Here is a 19,381-nt window from a genome sequence, read left to right as displayed (position 1 = left end):
TTTGTAAACCGAGCGATCATCGCAGCGACTGGGACATCACCCGGCGGCGGCATTCTTAATATTCCAGCAAGCCCTTGCGAGGCATTTTTCCTGCGCGAGGGACATGCATTGCAAGATACTTTCGAATATTTGAGCCGGCGGTCCGGGGCCAATGGTGAGGCCGCTTTTTCAAAACTCTTGGTCGAATCGTTTCTTCGGCACCGTATTATTCATGCGGTTGCGCTGTTTACTCTGGGATTAGGCTTTGCGGTTGGCGCCCGGGTCGGAAATTTGCCGGATTTCGGGTTGCTTTACGAATATGCCTTTTATCTGGTGGTCTATTTCTGGATTTTTGGATGTGCATATGCAGCCTTCCGGCTGCTTCAACTGGCGTTGGTCCACCGCGCAAGATCGCCAGCCAACCATTTGTTGGTTTCCTTCCGGCAATTGCTGGCCGATAGAAACCGCATTGCCAATGGCGTGAACGGCCTTGTCGCGATCCTGATTTTTGTTTCGGGCTTTTCAGTGCTGAAGGGCGCGATCGCGGTACTGGCGCCTTTCTCCTGGGACCAGGCCATCGCACACTTCAGCACCAAGCTGCATTTCGGGCGCGCTTCTTACCAATGGCTTTGGTGGATTATTGAAAGCCCGCTAGCCCTCCGTCTTCTCAATTTCTGCTATAATTTTTGGTTCGCGGTGCTGATCGTGACCGTCTTTTCAAGTGTCGCGGCGACCCGCGATACTCTTCTGCGTCATCAGTTCCTGCTCAGCTTCATGCTGCTCTGGCTGATCGGCGGCTTCTTCGTTGCTTTGACATTCTCATCCGCCGGCCCCTGCTACTTTGCAAGGTTGGGCTTCGGCGATCTCTATCAGCCGTTGATGGACGCACTTCAGTCGGCGAATAACCAGTATCCGATCTGGGCCCTGTCCCTGCAGGACCGGTTGTGGAACGGCTATGAGGGTGTGTCCTCAGGAACCATGGGCATATCAGCGTTCCCTTCCATTCATGTCGCGTCATCCGTGCTTTTTGCACTGTATGTAACGAGGCTGTCTCCACGGCTGGGCGTCGTACTGTGGATATTCGCGGCGATCATCATGCTCGGCTCCGTGGTTCTTGGGTGGCACTACGCCCTGGACGGTTACGCGGGCATACTGATCTCGGTCGCCATCTGGAAAATCACCGGCGTGGTATTGTCCCGGACGACGATTGCTTCACGTTTCGCGAGCGAGGTTCCTTTGGCCCGCCCGGAAGCTGCGTCGGTATAGTCAGGAACGCTGGTGGGTTGCGGGGGACGGATCTACAAGCCCCTGAAAGGCTGTCGGGTTCGCCGCTCCCGGTAGAAGCCGTTCGCGGATCGCATCCGCACATTGCACCGGGCTCAGCAACGAAGTGTCGACCTCAAGGTCGTATACGCCCGGCCGGTGTACCTCATCCTGCCACAGACGCACCGGCGAAGGTACGGGATCGGCCGGCGAGCCGGTGACATAACCCCTGCCCGCCTCGCTGGCGGCTCGCCTTTCCATGATGATTTCAATTGGACAGCGAACGCCGACAAACAGCACTGGCAGGCCGGCGAGCCGGTGCGCACAATCGATCAGGCAGTCGAGGGGCTTCGAATACGCATCGTGATGGCCGACATCCGTCACGACATTCAGGCCCAGCCGGCTATGCGCCGCGATCGATTCGTAGAGGGCCGCATAGAAGCGGGGCACGAAGACCTCGAGGTCAGGTCGCTCGCCGCCAGGGCGCAGGCCTATTCCCGGACGATATCGCGGGGGTGTGATCCGCTCATAGCTATCGACGCCCAGATTCATCCACGGGCCATCGAAGCTTTCCTGAATGGCTCTGGCGATGCTCGACTTTCCCGATCGCGGCGCGCCGTTGAGGATGATGATCTGGCCGGCCATGGCCACCCCATTGTTCAAATGAAAAAAGCCCCGTTTCCGGGGCTTTTCTCGACTGCGAAATGATCAGTTCTTTCTTGGCAGTTGGGGTACAAGGCTGCGCTTGCCGCCATCCTTGCCCTTGGGCTCCGGCTTCTGCGCCACAACCTTCTTCGCCGCGGGCTTCTTGGCCACCGCCTTCCTTGGCTTGGGTGCGTCTTCCGGCTCTTCCTTCTTCGGCTGCACCGGCGCCTCGTCGGCCAGCGATTCGAGCTTCAGGCCGGTCTCGCCGGTTTCCTTCTTCTCGACGGTGACGCGCACCGTGCCGCCCTTCTTCAGCTTGCCGAACAGCACCTCGTCGGCCAACGGCTTCTTGATGTGCTCCTGGATGACGCGACCGAGCGGCCGCGCGCCCATGCGCTCGTCATAGCCCTTGTCGGCGAGCCAGGCGATCGCATCCGGCGACAGATCGAAGGTGACGCCACGCTCGGAGAGCTGGGCCTCGAGCTGCATGACGAACTTCTGCACCACCTGATGGATCACCGGCACCGGCAGCGAGCCGAATGGGATGATCGCATCGAGACGGTTGCGGAACTCCGGCGTGAACAGCCGATTGATCGCCTCGACATCGTCGCCTTCGCGCTTGGTCGAACCGAAACCGATCGCCGCGCGCTGCGCATCCGATGCACCCGCATTGGTGGTCATGATCAGGATCACATTGCGGAAGTCGATCTGCTTGCCGTTGTGGTCGGTCAGCTTGCCGTGATCCATCACCTGCAACAGGATGTTGAACAGGTCCGGATGTGCCTTCTCCACCTCATCCAGCAAAAGCACGCAGTGCGGATGCTGGTCGACGCCATCGGTCAACAGGCCGCCCTGGTCGAAGCCGACATAGCCGGGAGGCGCGCCGATCAGCCGTGAAACGGTATGGCGTTCCATGTATTCCGACATGTCGAAGCGGATCAGCTCGACACCGAGCGAGGCGGCGAGTTGCTTGGCGACTTCGGTCTTGCCGACGCCTGTCGGGCCTGAGAACAGGTAAGAGCCGATCGGCTTCTCCGGTTCGCGCAGGCCGGCACGTGCCAGCTTGATCGCCGAGGTCAGCGCGGTAATGGCGGTGTCCTGGCCATAGACGACACGCTTCAGTTCGATGTCGAGGCCTTGCAGCACTTTCTCGTCATCGGCCGAAACGGTCTTCGGCGGGATGCGCGCCATGGTGGCGATCGTTGCTTCGATCTCCTTGATGCCGATGGTCTTCTTGCGCTTGGCTTCAGGCACCAGCATCTGCGAGGCACCGGTCTCGTCGATCACGTCGATCGCCTTGTCCGGCAGCTTGCGGTCATTGATGTAGCGCGCCGACAGCTCGACCGAGGCCTTGATGGCTTCGCTCGTGTAGCGGACCTTGTGGAATTCCTCGAAATAGGGCTTCAGCCCCTTCATGATCTCGATGGCATCCTCGATGGTCGGCTCGTTGACGTCGATCTTCTGGAAGCGCCGCACGAGAGCGCGATCCTTCTCGAAGAACTGGCGGAATTCCTTGTAGGTGGTCGAGCCGATGCAGCGGATCGCACCCGACGACAAGGCCGGCTTCAACAGGTTGGACGCGTCCATCGCGCCGCCCGACGTGGCGCCGGCGCCGATCACCGTATGGATCTCGTCGATGAACAGCACGGCGCCCGGATAATCCTCGAGCTCCTTGACGACCTGCTTCAGCCGCTCCTCGAAATCGCCGCGATAGCGCGTGCCGGCCAGCAGCGTGCCCATGTCGAGCGCGAAGATGGTGGCGTTGTGCAGCACTTCGGGAACGTCGCCCTCGACGATGCGCTTGGCCAGGCCCTCGGCGATCGCCGTCTTGCCGACGCCGGGGTCGCCGACATAGAGCGGGTTGTTCTTGGAGCGGCGGCACAGCACCTGGATGGTGCGGTTGATTTCCGACTCGCGCCCGATCAACGGGTCGATCTTGCCGGCCTTGGCCTTGTTGTTGAGGTTGACGCAGTAGGCGGTCAGCGCGTCCTGCTGCTGCTTCTTCTTGCCGCCTTCCTCTTGCGGCTCGGCGCCATTCTGGCCGCCCTGTTCGTCATCGGCACCGCGCGGCGAGCGCGTCTCCGATGCGCCCGGGCGCTTGGCGATGCCGTGCGAGATGTAGTTGACCGCGTCGTAGCGGGTCATCTGCTGTTCCTGCAGGAAATAGGCGGCGTGGCTCTCGCGCTCGGCGAAGATGGCGACGAGCACGTTGGCGCCCGACACTTCCTCGCGGCCCGACGACTGCACATGGATAACCGCGCGCTGGATGACGCGCTGGAACCCCGCGGTCGGCTTGGAGTCCTCGTCGTATCCGGTGACGAGGTTGTCGAGCTCGGTGTCGATATAGGTGAGAACAGTGTGCTTCAGCTCGTCGAGATCGACGTTGCAGGCGCGCATGACGGCGGCCGCCTCGGTGTCGTCGATCAGCGCGAGCAGCAGATGTTCTAGGGTTGCGTATTCATGGTGCCGCTCATTGGCGAGCGTCAGCGCCTGGTGAAGCGCCTTTTCCAGGCCTTGGGAGAAAGCCGGCATGTTACCTCACTTCTTCTCCATCACGCATTGCAGCGGATGCTGATTCTGTCGGGCGAAATCCATGACCTGAGACACTTTGGTCTCGGCCACCTCGAATGTATAGACCCCGCACTCGCCCACTCCATGATTGTGAACATGGAGCATGATGCGTGTGGCGGCTTCGCGGTCCTTCTGGAAAAAACGCTCCAGAACGTGAACCACGAACTCCATCGGAGTGTAGTCGTCGTTGAGGATGAGGACCCGGTAAAGGCTGGGCTTCTTGGTCTTGGTTTTGGTGCGCGTGATGACGGCCGTCCCGCGGCCGGCCTCATTGCCGTCGCCGCCGCCGTTTTGCATCCGCGCCACTTGTTTCGTGGCAGTCAAACCGATCGTCACGTAATCCTGCCTCTTCGAATCCTCATGCGAGTTCGACATGTAGGTGTTCGATGGACGATTTTAAGCCCTTCTGGTTAGCTGACAATATGGCTAGGTGACCAAACTTCGCGGATTTTCGCAATCGTGAAGCGCTACGCCGCCCTGGAGCGGAAATTGGCATGAAAAAACCCGGCCGCGCTTCCGCGACCGGGTTTGTCCCAGACCCAAAGGGCCTGACTTGCAGCTGTCGGGCGAAAACTACTTCGCCTTGGCAACGATCGATTCGAACGGCTTGTAAGCTTCCTTGGCGAGTTCGGCATAGAGATCGCCAATCTTGGTGGCCTCGGCGACGAACGCCTCGTAGGACTGCTTGGCGTAGTCAGACTGGATCTCGATCGCCTTTTCCAGCGACTTGGCCGAAAAAAGCTTCTCTGCAGCGGCGCTGCCGGCCTCGAAACTCTTCTTGGTGTATTCACCGGCTTCGGTCGCGATCGCCTGCGCGCCCTTGGAGAGCGAAGCGAAGCTCTTCAATCCGGTATCGGCGAATTCCTTGCCGTATTTGCTGAAGTCCTCATAGGTCTGGGTCATTTCACGATTCCCTTGACGGTTGAGGCGTCCTTCTTCGGGGCGCCCTTGTGCAATGCACTCAAATATATTGTGCGCCGCACAAAAGTCAATATTTGGCCTGCGTGCGGAGCCTGCCTGCGCAGGCAATGGCTAAAAATCAAATAAAGTGAGTTTCAAGCCCGAAGAAAATGGTGAACGCGGCGGTTACCATAAACGGATTGGTAACGCTGCCCCGGTAGCTTGGCCGGAAGTGAGGCAGGACCCTTTGCCGCCTCCAGCGCAACGAAGAATTCAAGGGAAATATCAGTGCGTCAGGCGTTGTTGGGCATCGTTTCCAAATCCACCTCCCCCCTCAAAGCGATCATGGTCTTCGCCTTGGCGATGACATTCGTTTGCGCTGACGTCGCCACGTCGCTGGCAGCGCGGCCGGCAGCCATTGTCGTGGACGCCAAGACGGGCAAGGTGCTGTACTCCGCGGATGCCAACGGCAGGCGCTATCCGGCGTCGCTGACCAAGATGATGACGCTCTATCTGACCTTCGAAGCCATGGCGAAGGGCAAGATCAGCAGAAACTCGCCGGTGGTGTTTTCGGCCCATGCCTCCGCCGAGGCGCCGACGAAGCTTGGCGTGAAGCCGGGCGGTTCGGTCACGGTCGAGACCGCGATCCTGTCGATCGTCACCAAGTCGGCGAATGATTCGGCCACCGCGCTCGGCGAAATGCTCGGCGGTGATGAAACCACCTTTGCCCGCATGATGACCGCCAAGGCGCGGCAGCTCGGCATGAACGGCACCGTCTTCCGCAACGCCAACGGCCTGCCCGACCCTGGCCAGTTCACCACCGCGCGCGACATGGCCACGCTGGGCATCGCACTGCGGGAGCATTTTCCCCAGTACTATGGCTATTTCTCGCAGCGCTCCTTTCTCTACGGCCGCCAGCGCATCAACGGACATAACCGCCTGCTTGGACGCATCAAGGGCGTCGACGGCATCAAAACCGGCTACACCCGCGCCTCCGGCTTCAATCTCGTCTCGTCCGTCTCCGACGGCAACCGCCGGCTCGTCGCCGTTGTCATGGGCGGAACGTCGGGCGGCAGCCGCGACAACCAGATGGCAAGCCTGATCAACACCTATATGCCGAGGGCATCGACCCGCGGTGGTGGCGATCTGGTCGCCCAGGCTGACAGCAACAATCCGATCAAGGCACTTGCCAAGGTTCTGCTGCCCAAGCACGACGCGCCGACCCCGGATGAAAAGCCGGTAGCCGTCGCTGAAGACGACACAGCTGTCGCCGACGACGCAACCGTCGCCCAGGGCGACAGCGAGGACGAGGAGACCGCTCAGGCCGAGGCACCCAAGCTGGTAGTCCCGGCAAAGAAGGTGAAGACCGTCATCGTCGCTGCCCCCAAGGTCGCCACGGCACAGGTCGTGGCCGCCTATGCCGAACCGACACCGGCTGTCGATCCGGTCAACACGGCGTCGGTACCGTCGGGCTGGGCCATCCAGGTCGCATCGTCGCCTAAGCAGTCGGAAGCCCAGGCATTCCTCGACAAGACCACCAAGCAGGCGCCCAAGGTGCTGGCGGATGCCGCCGGCTTCACCGTCGCCTTCGACAAGGACGGCGTCACCTATTACCGCGCCCGCTTCGGCGGCTTCGGATCGAAGGACGCCGCCTGGAAGGCCTGCACTGCTTTGAAGAAGAAGAAAATCGAGTGCTACGCCGTCCAGCAATAGGACGGCGTGGAAGCGATCTCCCGGAAAATTGCTGCGTCGAAGGAGAACTAATTGTGATTGGAGAGCAAGACGTCCTTGGCTTCGTTAATTCGCGCCGCCAGGAAAGACGTGCCGCCGACATCGGGGTGCAGGCGCTGCATCAGGCGGCGGTGCGCCTTGCGGACATCCGCCGCGGCGGCCCCCGCTTCAAGACCAAGGACCTTGTAGGCCTCCTCCTTAGTCATGGAGCCCGGACCTGGCGCAACACCCAGCCCTTCGCCACCGTTCGCCTCAGTGTTTTTGCGCCAGACGGGAAATCTGCCGTCAAGATACGTCTCTAGCAGTTGGCGACTCTCCGCATCGCCGGAGAGTTCGCGGTAGAGATGCTGCAGTTCCGCAAGGCCCATCGCGCCAAGCATCTTGCCGTCGTGGCGGCCGGCCAGAACCAGTCCTTCAAGGCCGCCCGTATTGTGATCCAGTTCCATCTCGAGTGCTGCCGTCCGCACCGTTGAGCGTTTTCCCGACGCCGAACTGACCTTGGGTCGGTTCGCGTGCGTGGCGGCATACCAGCCGATTGCCACGAACAGGATGACGCCGCCGATTCCGCTTCGACCGACCAGAAGCACGGCGCCGCCCGCCAGTGCCAGCAGCACCGGCCCCAGTGTTCTCGTCGCGCTCGCGAGCCGGGCCGGGTCTGCCCGGAGGAAGGCCGAGACTACGGCCAAGAACACCAGCAGCAATGCGACCAGAACGATAATTGCGCCTAACATTTCCCACCGCCCCGCGGATACCCTGTCGGCCCGGACAGCCGCGTGATGTCATCAAACACTTTTTCTGCGCCGGAATGATGGCCTTCCCTCGGGCGGGAAGAGGCCGCCAAGCAGGCCGGCCCGGCGAGCGCCGCGGCTTTCGTCGAGTTCGACAGCTTTTGATCGCGCATGAATTTCAAGATGTGGCGTTGTGGCTCCGCTTGCAAGTCCAGTGCGAGGCAAGATTGAGGGCCAGAAACAGCCCGCGCCGGGACAGGCAACGCTTGTGCGCGGAGACCTACAGCAAGCCGAGGTCGGCAAGCTCGCGCCTGAGTTTCGGCGGCATCTCGACCAGTCCGGCCTTGCCCTTGCCGAGATCGAGTGGCGCGTCCGAAGGTTTCAGGTAGCGCCAGCCCTGGAAAGCCCGGCGCGGCTGCCAGTCGGTGCGTACGACTTGCGGATCGAGCATCAAATGGCAGCGGCCGATGCCCTCATCGTCGGTGAACGGCCGGATTTCGGTGATCAGCTGGCGGCACTGCACGTTGCCCTTGATCACCCAGTAGAGTGAGCCGCCATCGGTGATCTCGGCGCCCCGCGTCGGCACCATGCGCGTGGTGTGCCAGTGTTCCACCGGTTCACCGGCCCGGCGCCGTTCGTCGAGACGGAACTCGATCCATTCCTCGAGATCCTCGACGCTGTCGCAGCCGACGCACAGTTTTAGGAGATTGAGAGCCATTCGCTAAGGTTAGTCCGGAGCGCCGACACGTCAACGGCCTGACGAACTTCTCCACAGTGCCAGACGCCCTCAGCACTCCACGACATTGACGGCGAGCCCGCCGAGGCTGGTTTCCTTGTACTTCTCGTTCATGTCGAGGCCGGTCTGGCGCATGGTCTCGATCGCCGAGTCGAGCGGCACGAAGTGAACGCCGTCGCCCTTGATGGCCAGTGACGCGGCGGTCACCGCCTTGACCGCGCCGAGAGCATTGCGTTCGATGCATGGCACCTGCACCAGCCCGCCGACCGGATCGCAGGTCATGCCGAGATGGTGTTCGAGTGCGATTTCGGCCGCATTCTCCACCTGCATTGCCGTACCGCCCATGACGGCGCACAAGCCGGCCGCGGCCATTGCCGAGGCGGAACCGACCTCGCCCTGGCATCCGACCTCGGCGCCCGAGATCGACGCATTGGTCTTGATGATGCCGCCGACGGCCGCTGCCGTCAGCAGGAAGTCGCGGATGCTCGGCTGGTCGGCCTCGGGATGGAAATGCAGCCAGTAGCGAAGCACCGCCGGCAGCGTGCCGGCTGCGCCATTGGTCGGCGCGGTGACGACGCGCCCGCCCGCCGCATTCTCCTCGTTGACCGCCATCGCGTAGATCGACAGCCAGTCATTGGCGAGCAGCGGATTTGGCCGGTTCTGTTGCCACTGTTCCTGCAGCTTGTCGTGGAGTTGCCGGGCGCGGCGCCGCACCTTCAGCCCACCAGGCATGATGCCGTCCTGCGACAAGCCACGGTCGATGCAGCCCTTCATCGCGTTCCAGATCGCGTCGAGGCCGGCATCGAGCTCCTCGCGCGACATCTGCGTTTCCTCGTTGACGCGCTTCATCTCGGCGATGGAAAGGCCGCTCTTGGCCGCCATCTTCAGCATCTCGACCGCGTTCTTGAAGGGATAAGGCACTTTCTTGCCTTCAGTCGTCACCGACCCCTTGGCCTTCATCCGCTGCAATTCTTCTTCCGAGACCACGAAGCCGCCGCCGATCGAATAGTAGATGCGCTTGAGAAGCAGACGGCCACCGGAATCATAGGCATAGAACGCCATGCCGTTGGCGTGACCCGTGAGCGGCGTCTTGCGGTCGAGCACCAGATCCGTGGCCGGGTCGAAATGGTAGGACGGGTGACCGGGCGGTGAAATCAGCCTGTCGGCGGTGATGCGGCCGACAATGCCGTCGGCCTGGTCGGGATCGACTGTTTGCGGCGTCTGGCCGGCGAGGCCGAGGATAACGGCGCGGTCGCTGCCATGGCCGATTCCGGTATAGGCGAGCGAGCCGTGCAGGCTGGCCCCGATGCGGGCGACCTTGGCGCCGGCGGGACGCGGCCAGTCGTCCCCCGCGACCTCGTCGAGAAACCGACGCGCGGCAGTCATCGGCCCCATCGTGTGAGAGCTGGAGGGGCCGATGCCGATCTTGAACAGGTCGAAAACCGAAAGGAACACGCTGTCTCCTGGGGGCACGTCGAGGACTTCATACAGATATAGGAATTCCCCGGATGTTTCCGCTCTTTTGGCAATCGCGGCGCAGCACCTGCCGACCTTGTTTGCTCCGGCAGCGACATTGCTGTCGATCACGTGAGCCCGCATCGAAGCGACCACGCTGGATGTGATAAATTCTGCCCATGGGCGATTCCTTCTATCTTTCGATGGCTGATTTCGGGGCGCTGGCCTTCTTCCTGATCGCGTGGCTGCTGCACACGCTCGCCTCCGACGGCAAGCTGGTCAGCCGCATGTCGCTGACGACGGCGATGAATGCGCAGCGCGAAGCCTGGATGCGCACCATGGCCGAACGCGAAATCCGTATTGTCGACACCGCCATCATGAGCGGCCTGCAGCAGGGAACCGCCTTCTTCGCCTCCAGTTCCCTGATCGCGCTCGGCGGCTGCTTTGCCTTGCTCGGCGCGTCCGACCGGGTGCTTGAAGTGCTGAGCAACCTGCCGCTCGGCGGAGCGCCGTCGCGTCCGGCCTTCCAGATCAAGGTGCTGGGACTGGTGCTGATCCTCGCCTTTTCCTTCTTCAAATTCGGCTGGGCCTACCGGCTGTTCAACTACTGCTCGATCCTGATCGGCGCGGTGCCGATCCCGCACGGCGAAGCCTCACGCAATCCGGTCACGGAAACGGCGGTGTGGCGGGCGGCGCAGATGAACATGCTGGCCGGCAAGCATTTCAACTCGGGCCTGCGCGGCGTGTTCTTCTCGATCGGCTATCTCGGCTGGTTCGTCGACCCGGTGGTGTTTGTGCTGTCGACGCTGCTGTTGCTGGCCGTGCTGGTGCGCCGCCAGTTCTTCTCGGCGGCGCGGCGCGCCGTCATCGGTCAGCCGCCCGGCGCCGGAAACGGCTGATCGATGCGGCCCGAAAGCCAATAGGCTAAAAGCCCGATCCATTCGCGGAGCGCTATGGTGGTGTTCTGCACGGAATCGATCGGATTGTCGCGAAACAAACCGACACCTTCCTTGCCGGACGTGTGATAGTCGACCGGCCATGGAACGGTTGGAAACCCGGCCTTGTCGAACAGCGCCTTGGCCCTTGGCATGTGGAAGGCGGAGGTCACCAGCAGCCAGGTCTCGCCCGGCTTCGGTTCGACGAGTTTGCGGCTGAAGACCGCATTTTCATAGGTGTTGCGGGACTTGTCCTCGAGGACAAGACGATCGGCCGATACACCAAGCGGAACTAGCAGGCGGGACGCGGTGTCGGCGTCCCCCTCGGCGTCGATGAAAAACGAGCCGTGTCCGCCCGATACAACCACCTTGGCCTGTGGGAAGCGCCGGGCGAGGATTGCGGTCTCGATCATGCGGTCGCCGCTGCTGCCCAATTCATAGCCGCCACGCGCCAAGTTGATGGCGCCCTCGAAGCCGCCGCCAAGCACGATGATGCCATCGACCTTTTGCGGCAACGGAGGGCGCGGAAAGCGTTCTTCCAGCGGGTTGAGCATCATCGCGCCAAGCGACGTCCACGTCGAGAGCGCAAGGATCAGAAACCCAAGTACGCTGCCGGTGACTGCCAGCCGCCGCCGGCCGATCATCCCGGCGATCAGCCCCGCCAGAAGCAGGAAGATCGTCAGGTTGAGTGGCTGGATGAAGAACCAGAAGACCTTGGAAAGAAGGAAGAACATCGCTCACCCCATTGCGGCGTCGCGCATCCTTTTACGCGCTAGACGAGCGATACCCTTACCACCACTTTTCCGGCTGGAATGTGCCGGCCGCCTGCTCGATGACGGCGGCGGTCTGGAACAGCGTCTCTTCCTCGAACGGCCTGCCGATCAGCTGCAGGCCAAGTGGCAGGCCCTTGGGATCGAGACCGGCCGGCACGGCGATGCCCGGTAGGCCGGCCATGTTCACGGTGACCGTGAAAATGTCGTTGAGGTACATCTTGACCGGGTCGGCGGCCATGTCCTCGTCGGCAATGCCGAAGGCGGCCGACGGGGTCGCGGGGGTCAGGATGACGTCGACGCCGGCCGCGAAGACGTTTTCGAAGTCGCGCTTGATCAGGTTGCGGACTTTCTGGGCCTGCAGATAGTAAGCGTCATAGTAGCCGGCCGACAGCACATAGGTGCCGATCATGATGCGGCGCTTGACCTCGCGGCCGAAACCGGCCGCGCGGGTCTTCTCATACATCTCGACAATGTCCTTGCCTGGCACGCGCAAGCCGTAGCGGACGCCGTCATAGCGCGCGAGGTTGGATGAAGCTTCCGCGGGCGCCACGATGTAGTAGGCCGGCAGTGCGTATTTGGTGTGCGGCAAGGAAATGTCGACGATCTCGGCGCCGGCATCCTTGAGCCAGGCAATGCCCTTCTGCCACAGCGCCTCGATCTCCTCGGGCATGCCGGCGACGCGATATTCCTTGGGAATGCCGACCTTCATGCCCTTGATCGGCTTGCCGATCGCCGCCTCATAGTCCGGCACCGGCCGGTCGACCGAGGTCGTGTCCTTCGGATCGACGGAGGCCATCGACCTGAGCAGGATCGCGGCGTCGCGCACGTCGCGCGCGATCGGTCCGGCCTGGTCGAGAGACGAGGCGAAGGCAACGATACCCCAGCGTGAGCAGCGGCCATAGGTCGGCTTGATGCCAACGGTTCCGGTGAAAGCGGCCGGCTGACGGATGGAACCGCCAGTGTCCGTGGCCGTGGCGCCGGCGCACAGGAAGGCCGAGACAGCGGTCGCAGAACCACCGGAAGAGCCGCCCGGCACCAGTTGCGCATTGTCCAGGCTGCGCTGGGTTTTCGTGCCGCCGGCCGATACGAAGCCGCCATCGCCCTGATGCGTCGTCGGCATCACCACCGTGTCGAGGCGAGAACGCCGCCACGGGTTTATGACCGGGCCATAATAGGATGTCTCGTTGGACGAGCCCATGGCGAACTCATCCATGTTGAGCTTGCCGAGCATCACCGCGCCATCGGCCCACAGATTGGCGGTGACAGTCGATTCGTAGCGCGGCTTGAAGCCGTCGAGTACATGGCTGCAGGCCTGGGTATGAACGCCTTCGGTGCCGAACAGATCCTTGATCCCCAGCGGAATGCCTTCCAGCGCACCGCCCTCGCCCTTGACCAGCCTGGCATCGGACGCCTTGGCCATGTCGCGCGCTCTGTCGCCGGTCACAGCGACATAGGCATTGAGCGCCGGATTGGCGCGATCGATCGCCGAGAGATAGGCGTCGGTGATCTCGGTCGCGGTGATTTCCTTGCCGCGCAGCTTGGCGCGGGCCTGCGAAATCGTCAGTCGGGTCAGGTCGCTCATCAAAGGCTCTTTTCGTAAAATACCGACCACTCGGAATCGGGATAATCCAGCACCGGGCCGCAGCGCGAGAACCCGGCACGTTCGTAGACGGCCCAGGCCGCGGGATGACGATCGCCCGTCTCCAGCACCAGCCGCTTCAGTCCTTCCTGCCGCGCCAGCGCCTCGACCCGTTCGACGATCCCAGCGCCGATCTTGCGGCCGCGATGCGAAGGCCGCGTGTACATGCGCTTGACCTCGCCGATGGCGTCGCCATGGCGTTTCAGCGCCCCACAACCGATGGCGATTCCGTCGTCGCGAGCGATGAAAACGGTCGTATCCTGGCCCGCCATCTGCTCGACCGTCAGATGGTAGCAATGCTCAGGCGGCGTCAGTTCGAGCAAGGTCTCGTTGAGTTCCTGGACCAGCCCGCGCACATCGTCCTGCAGCGGCGTCTCGATGGCGATCTCGATTGCCATCGGCGCCCTACTCCACGACCTTTGGCACGAGGAAGAAATTCTCTTCGGTCGCCGGAGCATTGGCGACGATGTCGGCCGCCTTGTTGCCGTCGGTGACGACGTCCTGGCGCTTCTTCATCTCCATCGGCGTCACCGAGGTCATCGGCTCGACGCCGGACACATCGACCTCGTTCAGCTGCTCGACAAAACCAAGGATGGCGTTCAGCTCGCCGGTCATGCGCTCTGCATCTTCTTCGCTGACCGCAATGCGGGCGAGACGCGCCACGCGCTTCACTGTCTTGACATCAACGGACATACATTTGCCTCGGGGAAAACCAGTCCGGGCTATAGCGGCGCGGCGCGCACTGCGCAACATGCATCGTGCCTGGCATCGCGCTAGGCAGCGGTGCCGACCCGGTCCTTGGAGCGCCGCAGCGGGTTGGGCAACTCGAACAATCGCTTCGTGGACGAACACATGCCGCATGCGTCCTCGTCTTCCAGCGCCGCGAAGGCTCGCAATTCCGCCATGGAGCAACCTGGCTCAAGCGGTCGATATGCCAGATAAGGATCCCATTTGCCGGAAAGCCGGTATTTTGCCTTCTGCATTGGCAGATAGGCGAGAGGCCCGCATTTCCAGATCTGCCCGTCGTGGAGTTGCTTGCAATGGCGAGCCGGGCAGATTTCCCAACTGGCGCGAGGATCGCCATCTTCGAACGGCGACATGGTGTCGCCGAAGCCTTCGTAGCGACGGGTCCAGTTCTTGTCGGATGGGCGGATCTCGATATGCAGCCCGTGTTCCCGGCGCCACGCCTCCACGAGATCGAAGACCGGTTTCAATCTCGCCTGGTACTCCTCGGAGGAGTGATGAACCGAGACGCACAATTGGGTATTGCCATCGGCGGCCAGAATTGCCGGCAATGTCGGGTGTCGGTGCAGGAAGAAGCCGTTGCTGACGATTTCTATGCGCGCACCCGGCCAATGCCGCCGGACCAGCCCGACAAAGGCAGGCAGCTCCGGATGGATGGTGGGCTCTCCGCCCAGTAGGGAGAACCAGACAACGTCTATGCGCCGGCTCCACAATCCCATCCAGCGATCCGCCTCATCGAGCGAGACGGTGCCGGAATGGGCGTGATTGGAGTAGTGCGAGCAACTTTCGCAAGACAGATTGCAGCCATGCGCGACGTGCAGTTCCAGTTTTGGGAACACCAGCCGCTCACGGCGAAAAAGCGACCTGACGCGTTGCATCATCGTCATGGCAGGGCAACGCCCTCGCACAGATAGTAGCTGCCGCTGTTGCCGCTCGCCTCGCTTTCGTCGTCGATCGGCCGGACCGACACGAGATCGAGTTGCGTCGGGCTGATCCGCGTCACCGACAGGAGATCGGGAAAGACATAGCCCGGTTCCTGGCAGATGGCGGTCACCGCCCAGCTCGGCGAGCGCGTCGCCTTGCTGACCTGGACGAACTCGCAATTGTATTCGACGCCCTGCAGGCCGTGCACGGAAAGCACGATGTTGCCGGCGTCGATCAACGTCTGCAGCGTGTCCTTCCTGGCCTGCGTGCAAAGCTCCTCGGACTGAAGGTAGACGCCTTCAATAAAGTCATCCGCGGCGAGCGCGGGCGACGCCGCGACAAACATCGACACACAAAGAGATCGCCCCAACGCCATGGATTTGTTCCGCTTTGGCTGTTTCTAGATCGTAATCGTCTGACCGATATCAGGCAATGCGACCTTCACGCCGGACCCTTCCAGACCGGCCTCGAATTTCTCGGGCGTCGGATCGATCATTGGAAACGTGCCGAAGTGGCAAGGCACGACCGTGTCGAACTTGAAGAAGCGGCGACATGCAAGTGCCGCCACCGCGCCGCCCATGGTGAAACGGTCGCCGATCGGCACAATGCCGATCTTCGGCTCATGCAGTTCGTTGATCAGCGCCATGTCGGAAAAAATGTCCGTATCGCCCATATGGTAGAGCGTCCGGTCTTCCGGGAAATGCAGGACCAGCCCGCCGGGATTGCCGAGATAGACATTCCTGCCGCCGTCTTCGCCAAACGAGGAGGAGTGCAGCGCCTGGACGAAAGTGGTGGTGAAGCCGCCGCAATCGACCGTGCCGCCGATGTTGCCGGGATTGATCTTGTTGCCGTCCACACCCTTGCCGACCAGATACATGCAGATCTCGAAATTAGCGACCAGCTGGGCACCGCTCTTGCCGAGCACTTCCAGCGCGCCGCTGATGTGGTCGCTATGCCCGTGCGTCAGCAGGACATGCGTGATCCCTTCCGCCGGCCCTTCCCAACCGCCCGTCCAGGATGGGTTGCCGATCAGATAGGGGTCGATGAGGATCTTGGCATCAGCGGTTTCGATACGGAAGGCCGAATGGCCGTACCAGGTCAGTTTCATGTATGCATTCCTCGATTTTTGCCGGGCCAAAGGATAGAACGCCGATAGCCCCGAGATCAAAGGGTATAGTGTCCGCCGCCCATCCGGAAGGATGCGTGCCGCTGAAAAAGACAAGGAAAAACCGTTGGCTATCATCACGATTGAGCAATTGCCGGCGCGGCTCGCCAATGGCAGGACGCTGGCGGGGCTCGATCTCGGCGACAAGACGATCGGCGTCGCGGTTTCCGACCGGGGATTCTCCTTCGCCCATCCACGCCCGGTCATCATGCGAAGGAAATTCTCCCTAGACGCCGCAGTGCTTCTGGCCTTGCTGGAGAAGGAGAATGTCGGCGCGGTGGCGATCGGGCTGCCGATCAACATGGATGGGTCGGAAGGTCCGCGCGCGCAGAAATCGCGCGCCTTCGTGCGCAACATGGCGCAGCTGAGCGACCTGCCCTTCGTGTTCTGGGATGAGCGGCTGTCGACGGTCGCGGTCGAAAGGACGCTGATAGAAATGGATTTCTCGCGCGCCAAACGCGCCGGCAAGATCGATTCGGCGGCGGCCGCCTTTATTCTGCAGGGAGTTTTGGACCGGCTTCGGTCGCTCGATGCAGCCGAACGAACGGAACCTGGACCGCCCAACGCCGACTGATCCAGCCGGCGATTTCGCGACGGCGGCGAAACGCCCACAGGGCCAGCAGCAGAAACCCGTCGAAGATACACGTCTTCGCTACCATTCCCGGGATGATCGACGGGTCGATACCCAGCATCTGACCGTAGAGCTGGAAGAAGAAGTCGTGCGTCTGCCGGCTGAGCATGACGTAGCCGAAATTGAGGTCGTTGGCCGACAGATAGAACCAGCCCCAGAAGATCGCCATCGGGGCCGCCCACATTCCGAAGATATAACGCATCAGCGGCCTCCCTTCCCGTTCGGTCCAGTTCGGCCCGATATCAGGGAGAGCAGCGAATTATGGGCCGCTGCCTTCGCCATGCTGTGCGCCATGGCATGGAAATCCGCGTCATCGGACGCGGCTGCCGAGCGCCGCTCGGCGAGCATCGCGACATAGGAGGCCAGAAGCGCGGCCAGTTGCACCGCGACGACCATGAAAAGCCCGTTGATGCCCTGCGCGGCGCCACCGATCAGGATCATCGACAGCACGCCTGAAGCGGAAATGAAGGCCATGCGAACGACGCTGTCTGCGCCCGGATTGGCCGCATCGTTGATCAAGGAATCGACAAAGGCCCAGAAGAACAGCACCGAGACAACCAGCAATGCTGTCGCCAGCGGCGCGACAACGATGACATTCTCCAGATTGACGAACCGGGCGCTCTCGACGGTGACGCCGAGCACGCCGAGGGCTGCGGCCACGCCGCGGTTTCCATCGATGCAGATCAGTGCCAGCAGGGCGAAAACAATCGCCCAGTGCACGGACAGAAAGGAGGTCAATACGTGTCGCATCGTGGATCCTGCTTCGGCAGGCATGACAGTGGGCTTTGCCGCCCGCCGCCGCAATGGAAACCATTTGTTAAGGTTAACAGCGATCCACAGGGCGCACAGCGACCCGGCGGTTCCCGGCTCAGTTCACCGGCGGATAGAGCGTGTCGATGATCATGCGGGCATCGTGGCGCGAATCGAGCATGCCATAGGTGTTGCGCCACTGGCCGGCCAGGCGCGTCTCGACGAAGGCATCGGCGATCCGCCCTGCCCCCAGCCGGCGCAATTCCGCCGCCGCTGCCGACAGCGCCAGTTGTTCGGTCAGCAGCCGGGCCGAGCCCTCATCGGTTGAAGCAACCTGCATTGCCGCCTTCAGCACGCCGATCGTGCCGCGCCCACCGGCGCCGAGATCGCGGTCGATTCCTGCCAGCACCTCTTCGAACAGGCCCGGCGCGCGGCCGAGCACACGCAGCACGTCGAGCGCCATGACGTTGCCCGACCCTTCCCAGATCGCGTTGACCGGGGCCTCGCGATAATAACGGGCGAGCGGCGCTTCCTCGACATAGCCATTGCCGCCGAGGCACTCCATCGCCTCGAAGAGCAGCGGCGGCGCGATCTTGCACACCCAGTATTTGACGACCGGCGTCATGGCGCGGGCAAATGCCGCCTCGCCGCGATCGCTGGCCGCTTCGTCGAACGAGCGCGCGAGCCTGAACGACAGCGCGGTTGCCGCGGCGACATCGAGCGCCATGTCGGCCAGCACGCGCTGCATCAACGGTTGCTCGATCAAGGTCGAACCGAACACCTGGCGGTGGCGGGCATGATGAACCGCTTCCGCCAGCCCTGCCCGCATGATCGCCGAGGACGCAACGGCACAGTCGAGCCGGGTCAGGGTCACCATGTCCATGATCGTCTTCACGCCGGCGCCGGGTTCGCCGACCATCTCGCCGATGGCGTTGACGAACTCGACTTCGGAAGACGCGTTGGAGCGGTTGCCGAGCTTGTCCTTCAGCCGCTGGAAGCGGAAGCCATTGCCCGATCCATCACCGAGAACACGCGGCACGAGGAAGCAGGACAGTCCCTCCGGCGCCTGTGCCAGCACCAGGAAGGCATCCGACATCGGCGCTGACATGAACCATTTGTGGCCGGTCAGGCGATAGAAGCCGCTGCCGGCGCGTTCCGCCCTTGTCGTATTGGCGCGCACATCCGTGCCGCCCTGCTTCTCCGTCATGCCCATGCCGAGCGTCAGCCCGGTCTTCTCAACCGGCGGCTTCTGGCTCTGGTCGTATTTGCGCGTCGTGACCCGCGGCGCCCATTCGCGGAACAGTTTCGGGCTGGCCATCAACGCCGCCAGCGAGGCGCTGGTCATGGTGATCGGGCAGAGATGCCCGGTCTCCAGCTCTGCCGTCAAATAGAAGCGGGCGGCGCGCACCTGATGGCGGCGGCCGATCTCGGCATCGCCATTTTCCCAGACCGAGGAATGCAGGCCGTTCGCCACCGAACGGCGCATCAAGGCGTGATAAGCGGGGTGGAATTCGACGAGGTCTATGCGTCGTCCCTGGCGGTCATGGGTCCTGAGCTTCGGCGTCTCGACATTGGCGAGGCGGGCCAGTTCCTGCGCCTCCTGCGTCAGCACGAAACGGCCGAGCCCGTCCAGGTCCTTGCGCACCGGGTCGGAAAAGCGCTCGGCAAGCTGGATCAGCAACGGATCGCCTCGCCAGGCGTTGCCGCCCGTCAACGGCGGCGGCTGGTTCGTTACGTCGTCGGTCACGCCCAATCCTTTTATCGGTAGACCTTTTGTCGGTGCGAAAGCCACGAATCCGAGGCCCTCGGCTA

At 62.4% G+C, this 19,381-nt stretch carries 21 protein-coding genes; 4 read left to right on the top strand and 17 right to left on the bottom strand.

Translation table 11 applies throughout. The features are described 5' to 3' along the window. The first annotated feature begins 108 nt into the window (after positions 1–108). Positions 109–1,245: a phosphatase PAP2 family protein gene (locus tag AC07UC_RS21425; RefSeq protein ID WP_494907340.1), complete on the top strand. Its 1,137-nt coding sequence runs from the start codon at positions 109–111 to the stop codon at positions 1,243–1,245. Here AC07UC_RS21425 and AC07UC_RS21420 read toward each other — a convergent pair whose 3' ends face one another. The 4 genes from AC07UC_RS21420 to AC07UC_RS21405 all read right to left on the bottom strand — a co-directional run bounded on the left by AC07UC_RS21420 (position 1,246) and on the right by AC07UC_RS21405 (position 5,361). Next, on the bottom strand, positions 1,246–1,887 hold the full coding sequence (locus AC07UC_RS21420; protein ID WP_494907339.1) for a chloramphenicol phosphotransferase CPT family protein: 642 nt from the start codon (positions 1,885–1,887) through the stop codon (positions 1,246–1,248). 63 nt (positions 1,888–1,950) lie between these two features. After that, a complete protein-coding gene (gene clpA, locus AC07UC_RS21415) occupies positions 1,951–4,419 on the bottom strand; it encodes an ATP-dependent Clp protease ATP-binding subunit ClpA (RefSeq protein ID WP_056576958.1) in 2,469 nt (822 codons plus the stop codon). A 6-nt stretch (positions 4,420–4,425) separates the two neighbouring features. Further along, the gene (clpS, locus tag AC07UC_RS21410) at positions 4,426–4,755 is read right to left on the bottom strand and encodes an ATP-dependent Clp protease adapter ClpS (RefSeq protein WP_010909565.1); all 330 of its coding nucleotides are present in this window, start codon (positions 4,753–4,755) and stop codon (positions 4,426–4,428) included. Between the two features lie 276 nt (positions 4,756–5,031). Further along, positions 5,032–5,361, bottom strand: coding sequence for a phasin family protein (locus AC07UC_RS21405; RefSeq protein ID WP_140773518.1), 330 nt, complete (start codon positions 5,359–5,361; stop codon positions 5,032–5,034). Positions 5,362–5,646: 285 nt separating this feature from the next. Between AC07UC_RS21405 and AC07UC_RS21400 the strand changes: the two genes are divergently transcribed. Then, complete coding sequence (locus AC07UC_RS21400; RefSeq protein ID WP_494907338.1) at positions 5,647–7,071, top strand: SPOR domain-containing protein; 1,425 nt, start codon at positions 5,647–5,649, stop codon at positions 7,069–7,071. Between the two features lie 47 nt (positions 7,072–7,118). On the opposite strand, the gene AC07UC_RS21395 is transcribed toward AC07UC_RS21400, so the two are convergent. The 3 genes from AC07UC_RS21395 to AC07UC_RS21385 all read right to left on the bottom strand — a co-directional run bounded on the left by AC07UC_RS21395 (position 7,119) and on the right by AC07UC_RS21385 (position 10,008). Beyond that, positions 7,119–7,820, bottom strand: a complete 702-nt coding sequence (locus AC07UC_RS21395) for a DnaJ domain-containing protein (protein WP_494907337.1) — start codon at positions 7,818–7,820, stop codon at positions 7,119–7,121. 277 nt (positions 7,821–8,097) lie between these two features. Then, on the bottom strand, positions 8,098–8,535 hold the full coding sequence (locus AC07UC_RS21390; protein WP_202322303.1) for a DUF1489 family protein: 438 nt from the start codon (positions 8,533–8,535) through the stop codon (positions 8,098–8,100). A gap of 69 nt (positions 8,536–8,604) precedes the next feature. Beyond that, complete coding sequence (locus AC07UC_RS21385; RefSeq protein ID WP_202322301.1) at positions 8,605–10,008, bottom strand: L-serine ammonia-lyase; 1,404 nt, start codon at positions 10,006–10,008, stop codon at positions 8,605–8,607. A gap of 179 nt (positions 10,009–10,187) precedes the next feature. On the opposite strand from AC07UC_RS21385, the gene AC07UC_RS21380 reads away from it, so the two are divergent. Then, the gene (locus AC07UC_RS21380; RefSeq protein ID WP_140773509.1) at positions 10,188–10,907 is read left to right on the top strand and encodes a DUF599 domain-containing protein; all 720 of its coding nucleotides are present in this window, start codon (positions 10,188–10,190) and stop codon (positions 10,905–10,907) included. Here AC07UC_RS21380 and AC07UC_RS21375 read toward each other — a convergent pair. The 7 genes from AC07UC_RS21375 to AC07UC_RS21345 form a co-directional block, all read right to left on the bottom strand. After that, positions 10,880–11,677, bottom strand: coding sequence for a YdcF family protein (locus AC07UC_RS21375; RefSeq protein WP_140773508.1), 798 nt, complete (start codon positions 11,675–11,677; stop codon positions 10,880–10,882). The genes AC07UC_RS21380 and AC07UC_RS21375 overlap by 28 nt on opposite strands. A 55-nt stretch (positions 11,678–11,732) precedes the next feature. Continuing rightward, positions 11,733–13,298: an amidase gene (locus AC07UC_RS21370; protein WP_494907336.1), complete on the bottom strand. Its 1,566-nt coding sequence runs from the start codon at positions 13,296–13,298 to the stop codon at positions 11,733–11,735. Next, on the bottom strand, positions 13,298–13,753 hold the full coding sequence (locus AC07UC_RS21365) for a GNAT family N-acetyltransferase (protein ID WP_140773504.1): 456 nt from the start codon (positions 13,751–13,753) through the stop codon (positions 13,298–13,300). Before AC07UC_RS21365 ends, AC07UC_RS21370 begins: the two co-directional genes overlap by 1 nt. Before the next feature lie 7 nt (positions 13,754–13,760). Further along, positions 13,761–14,048 (bottom strand): Asp-tRNA(Asn)/Glu-tRNA(Gln) amidotransferase subunit GatC, encoded by a 288-nt coding sequence (gene gatC, locus AC07UC_RS21360; protein ID WP_027044576.1) that lies wholly within the window; start codon positions 14,046–14,048, stop codon positions 13,761–13,763. 80 nt (positions 14,049–14,128) lie between these two features. After that, entirely contained in the window at positions 14,129–14,977 is an 849-nt protein-coding gene (locus tag AC07UC_RS21355) for a radical SAM protein (protein ID WP_494908970.1), read from the bottom strand. Positions 14,978–14,982: 5 nt separating this feature from the next. Continuing rightward, a complete protein-coding gene (locus AC07UC_RS21350) occupies positions 14,983–15,399 on the bottom strand; it encodes a hypothetical protein (protein ID WP_140773503.1) in 417 nt (138 codons plus the stop codon). A gap of 24 nt (positions 15,400–15,423) precedes the next feature. Further along, on the bottom strand, positions 15,424–16,131 hold the full coding sequence (locus AC07UC_RS21345) for a metal-dependent hydrolase (protein WP_494907335.1): 708 nt from the start codon (positions 16,129–16,131) through the stop codon (positions 15,424–15,426). A gap of 124 nt (positions 16,132–16,255) precedes the next feature. On the opposite strand from AC07UC_RS21345, the gene ruvX reads away from it, so the two are divergent. Beyond that, positions 16,256–16,762, top strand: a complete 507-nt coding sequence (ruvX, locus tag AC07UC_RS21340; protein WP_494907334.1) for a Holliday junction resolvase RuvX — start codon at positions 16,256–16,258, stop codon at positions 16,760–16,762. Here ruvX and AC07UC_RS21335 read toward each other — a convergent pair. From AC07UC_RS21335 to AC07UC_RS21325, 3 genes are all read right to left on the bottom strand, one after another. After that, a complete protein-coding gene (locus AC07UC_RS21335; protein ID WP_140773498.1) occupies positions 16,680–17,021 on the bottom strand; it encodes a DUF6105 family protein in 342 nt (113 codons plus the stop codon). The genes ruvX and AC07UC_RS21335 overlap by 83 nt on opposite strands. Next, positions 17,021–17,569: a hypothetical protein gene (locus AC07UC_RS21330; RefSeq protein WP_140773496.1), complete on the bottom strand. Its 549-nt coding sequence runs from the start codon at positions 17,567–17,569 to the stop codon at positions 17,021–17,023. The genes AC07UC_RS21335 and AC07UC_RS21330 overlap by 1 nt, the downstream gene beginning before the upstream one ends. 118 nt (positions 17,570–17,687) lie before the next feature. After that, complete coding sequence (locus AC07UC_RS21325; protein ID WP_140773494.1) at positions 17,688–19,316, bottom strand: DNA alkylation response protein; 1,629 nt, start codon at positions 19,314–19,316, stop codon at positions 17,688–17,690. Positions 19,317–19,381 lie beyond the last annotated feature (65 nt).

The organism is Mesorhizobium sp. GW821-FHT04C10, assembly GCF_059420305.1.
This window is presented reverse-complemented; position numbering and strand designations above follow the sequence as displayed.